We start from the raw sequence: 4858 nt of genomic DNA, 5'->3' as shown, positions 1-4858 counted from the left end.
GTGCATGAGCGGGGCGATGGGAATACCGATGGGGATCCAACCGTTAAAATCCTGCTCCAGGTTCAAGATGGCGGCCATCTGGCCGGTGGCGCCGTTGGCGATCAGGCTGTACACGGTCTGGCCCAGGTTGTAGGTATAGGTGCAGTCGAATCGGGTAGGGTCACTGCCCCGGCCGTCGTAGCCGTAAAAGTGGGTCTGGTTTTTGAATTTGGGGACAGACTGTTCGAAGATTTTCTCGATGGGCGGCGGAATGATGTCATCGTTGCCGAGGAAGCCGGCTTTGACCAGTACTGATTTTAGGGTTTTCTTGGAGATGATGGTCTTTTTGATCATCAGGTACCGGGCTTGCTTCCAGTTCTCGAAAAGAATGGGCCCGTATAGCTCCGGATCCAGGCCCCCCTTTTTCAGCGCCTTGACGAACTGTGCATCCCGGACGCCGATCTTGTAGTGGCCCTTTTCCTTTAAAATGCCCAGGTAGTCTTTCACCAGGTCAAGGAGGACCTTTTCCGTCTTGACCTGGGAGAATTGGAAATTGCCGTGGCTGTCCCGTTCGGTGAGCAGGCCTTCCTGAAAAAAGGCGGGAATGTCGTTGAACAGCTCGTCGTCCCGGGCATTCCACACATGGTAGGAAACATCCTTGCGGATACCCCGCACCAGCCGGCGCAGGTACTCCAGTTTGTCGTCAAGGGTGGGAAAGGTGGTGTGGAAATCTCGATCGTGCACCTTGTTGTAATTGCCGATGATCGTGTTGAGTTTGATGATGAATACCTGGATTTCGTTGATGAATTCAAGCACACCCTCGGGGAGCACCAGCACGCCGAAGTTCTTGCCCACGGCGGCTCTTTCCATGATGACGTCACAGGTCACCCGTGAGAGGTGGCGAAGGGTCATGCCGTAGGCGGTGTAGTCTACCACCCCTTCTTTTTCGGCTTTCTCGAGCCGCGCGTAGTCCACGTAGTCGGCCAGGTCTTCTCCGATCAGGGTCATGTTGGCGTGGGTCTGAAGGGCCACTTCCAGGGCCAGGTGGCTGGCCACGCGGCCCATGACCTTGCACACGTGCCAGTACTTCACGTCCGAACTGGCGTCGGTGCACAGGTTGGCGATGGCCTGGGAGAAGGCGCGGGCGGCGGTGTGGAAACCGAAGGACATGGCGCACAGCACCTTGCCCTGGGCGTCTCGGACCTGGATGTCGCCGTCGATGGTTTTGGGGACGCCGATCACCTGGACGCCGTCTTCATACATGGCCTGGGCAAGAAAGGCGGCGTTGGTGTTGGAGTCGTCACCGCCGACCACCACCAGGGCGTCCAGCCCCAGCCGTTTGCAGGTTTCCCGGGACAGGTTCATTTTCTTTTGGTCATCGATCTTGGTTCGCCCGGTCTTGATCATGGTGAACCCGCCCACATTCCTGTACTGGTCAACCTGCTCGCGGGTCAGTTCCACGTAGTCACCGTCGATGATGCCGTCGGGGCCCATGAGAAATCCGAAGATCCGCGATTGCGGGTTGACTTTCTTGGCGGCGTCGAACAGGCCGGCGATGACGTTGTGGCCTCCCGGTGATGGTCCGCCGGAGAAAACGATGCCGATGTTGCGCGCCTTTCGATAGTTCTCCTTGACCTCACCAGCGGCGTCATCGCTACCCGCAACTCTCTGGACGGTGTTGGCGATGATGTGCGACAACTGTCGGTGGGCTTCCTTATCGATTTCGAATTGGTATTGTGGATCGGTCACCAGGGTGGTGAAATCGCTTTTGAACACATCGCACAAGGGGGGCTGGTAGGCGATTCTCTCCTTCAGCTCCAGATTTACATCGGCAACGGCGTCCATAACTGCGGGATGGTTGAGCAGTTTGTCGAGTCGGATGGTGGATGGTTCCGGCATTCAGCCCTCCTGATAAATGTCTGATAGGTGATTGATCGTGTTGGTTGATTGCGCTTCCCGCCGAGGGAACCGATTGGCTTACTGAGTCAATTCTATTATCCCCGGGGTGTGGTCCAAGTCAAGGCAATTGTCCCTTCCGGCGGGTATGCAGTCCGATATAACCCATTGAGAGCAAAGCGCAAGCCCGTGTCGTGGCTGTGAACAGTCAGGGCCGGAAGGCCACCTTGACAACATCCTTGAGAGCCGATACTGAGAGTGCTTCCGCTTAACCTAGTGTCTTTCCAGAAAGGTAGAATTTTGCTTAAGATCAAGGCATGCGAAAAATTTTACCACAGGCGTCCTAAAAGAAGTGCCCTTGGGGTGCATATAGTTGATATTCCGAGGATAAAATTTTGAGCATAACGCAGAGATCGGGCAAAATAACCCTTTTTGGATGGGCACTAACCTAGTTTCCAAAAGGATCCCCATTCACATGAAACCCATCTTAATCGTCAAAACAGGGGGCACCTACCCGGATATGGCGGCCCGTTACGGTGACTTCGAAGACTGGTTCATCGCGCGCATGGACCTGTCGGCGGGTACCATCGAAACCGTCAGCCCCTTTAAAAGAGAGCCTCTGCCGCCGGTGGCATCGTTCGGCGGCATTATCATCACCGGGTCCCACGACATGGTGACCGAAAAACAACCCTGGAGCGAGAAGACGGCCAACTGGGTCAAAGAGGTCGTTGAAGCAGAGATCCCGCTGTTGGGAGTCTGCTATGGCCATCAACTTTTGGCGCACGCCATGGGCGGCGTGGTGGGTGACAATCCCAAGGGGAAAGAGTTCGGTACGGTGTCGGTCCGGCTCAACCCGGAAGGGCGTGAGGATCGGTTGTTTGACGGGACCCCGGAGACGTTTGTCGCCCAGGCCTGTCACAGCCAGAGTGTCCTGCAGTTGCCAGCCGGCGCGACTCTGCTCGCATCGTCGAAGATGGATCCGCACCACGCGTTTATCATCGGAAGGCGGGCCTGGGGCGTTCAGTTTCACCCCGAATTCGGTGGGCAGATGCTCCGGCTCTACATCCAACGATTTGCCGATGATCTCGTAGCCCAGGGCCTGGATGTGGACCGGCTGCTGGCCGACATCCGGGAATCCCCGCAAAGTGAAAGGCTGTTGCGCCGGTTCCAGCGATTGTGCACCTGAACCGTGCGGTGAATGCTTCATGGCTGCCAATCAGGGCTTTACTTTACTTGTATCTTATTATAAAAGTTAATTGTATTTTCGGTTCACCTTTTTTAATGAATGGCATTTATCCCGATACTGCATGACACTTCGGGGCACCCCTAAAGACACTTTTTCTTCAGCTAAACTGTGGATCCAGCCGCAGGTCGCGGCTTTGCTTTGTTCTAATCATCTAAGGAGGAGGAGCACGTATGAAAAGAGGTTTATTTACCACATTGGCGATTATTGCCGCAGTGACTTTTTGCATGGGAACGGCCTTCGGCGCGGACATCGACCTGGCTAAAAAATCCCACATCCAGAAAATCCTGGAGCGCGGTGAACTGCGCGTGGGTTTCGAGTCCGGCTACATGCCCTTTGAGATGACCAACAAAAAAGGCGATTTCATCGGTTTCGACATGGATTTCGGGCGGCAAATGGCCAAGGCCATGGGCGTCAAGTTCGTTCCCATCAACACCGCCTGGGACGGCATCATTCCCGCCCTGGTTACCAACAAGTTCGACATCATCATGGGCGGCATGACCATCACCCAGGAGAGAAACCTGAAAGTCGCTTTCGCAGATCCCTACATTGTCGTGGGCCAGGCCATTCTTCTCAACAAAAAAAACGAGGCTGTGATCAAATCCTACAAGGATCTCAACGATCCTAAATACATCCTTACCTCGCGCATGGGCACCACCGGTGAGCAGGCCATCAAACGCATGATCCCCAAGGCCACCTACAAAGGGTTCGAGTCCGAAGCCGAAGCCGGCATGGAAGTGATCAACGGCAAGGCCGATGCGCTGGTTTACGATCTGCCCTTCATCGGCATTCTCTACTCCAGCCAGGGTAAGGGCAAAACCGTATTCCTGGATCAGCCGTTTACGTACGAACCCCTGGCCTGGGCCATCAACCAGGGTGACCCTGACTTTATGAATTTTCTGAATAATTTCCTCAGGCAGAGCAAGGGTGACGGGTTCTACGAAAAAACCTACAACAAATGGATCCTGAGCTCGGACTGGAAGAAAGAACTCGAATAACCTTTCTTAACTGTAACAGATTGGTGATCATGATCCACACACAGGCCGGCCGGACTATTTCCGGCCGGCCTGTGTCATCATGGTGCCGGTATTTCTGTATTATTTAGGACAATCAATTTGGCAAGGCCAGAGGCAGGAAGCCGTATTGGTATACTGCGACGACCGATAACGCAGTCCAAATGGATTGTCCTAAATAATAAAACCCATTGCCCTACACTTTTACCCTAGCAGGAAGAAGATGCGATCATGAGCGATGAAAACAGTCAACGGATAACCGGACGACCCGCCGGTTACAACAAGTGGGTCATGATTTTCTGCCTCGGTGTACTGGTATTTCTGGGCTTATTCTACTACGCGACCCAGGCGATCAAATACAACTGGCGGTGGAACCGGACACCCATTTATTTTGCCTACCAGGATGACATCGATTTGACCGCCGAAATCAATGGTGAAGTGTCATCCATCCGGACGGAAGGCAGCCAGGTCACCATTACTGTCAAAGGCGTGGGTGAAGAGGAAAGTTACACCGCCCCCGCCAAGGGCCTGCAGGTGGAAGAAGGGGAGTACATATCCTATGGTGACATCCTGGCCAGCCACAAAGAGTGGAAACCAGGCCTGCTGGTCATCGGTTTGTGGGTCACCCTTAAGATCAGTGTGATGTCCACGATATTCGGTGTGATCATTGGTATCATCAGCGGATTGATGCGCATTTCGGACAACCCGGCCCTGCGTTGGACCTCCA

3 protein-coding genes and 1 pseudogene are annotated in these 4858 nt (G+C 54.3%); 3 read left to right on the top strand and 1 reads right to left on the bottom strand.

The window, feature by feature from the left end; genetic code table 11:
* A partial coding sequence (locus tag QNK41_RS20110; protein WP_319260741.1) for a 6-phosphofructokinase occupies positions 1-1878 on the bottom strand: 1878 nt, incomplete at its 3' end.
* Positions 1879-2350: 472 nt separating this feature from the next.
* On the opposite strand from QNK41_RS20110, the gene QNK41_RS20105 reads away from it, so the two are divergent.
* The 3 genes and pseudogenes from QNK41_RS20105 to QNK41_RS20095 all read left to right on the top strand — a co-directional run.
* A complete protein-coding gene (locus tag QNK41_RS20105; RefSeq protein ID WP_319260738.1) occupies positions 2351-3061 on the top strand; it encodes a glutamine amidotransferase in 711 nt (236 codons plus the stop codon).
* Positions 3062-3291: 230 nt separating this feature from the next.
* Complete coding sequence (locus tag QNK41_RS20100; protein ID WP_319260735.1) at positions 3292-4116, top strand: transporter substrate-binding domain-containing protein; 825 nt, start codon at positions 3292-3294, stop codon at positions 4114-4116.
* 246 nt (positions 4117-4362) lie between these two features.
* A pseudogene (locus QNK41_RS20095) lies at positions 4363-4858 on the top strand (amino acid ABC transporter permease); the annotation flags it as partial.

Origin of the sequence: Desulfosarcina sp. (genome assembly GCF_033791525.1) — a bacterium.
GTDB lineage: Bacteria > Desulfobacterota > Desulfobacteria > Desulfobacterales > Desulfosarcinaceae > Desulfosarcina.
This window is presented reverse-complemented; position numbering and strand designations above follow the sequence as displayed.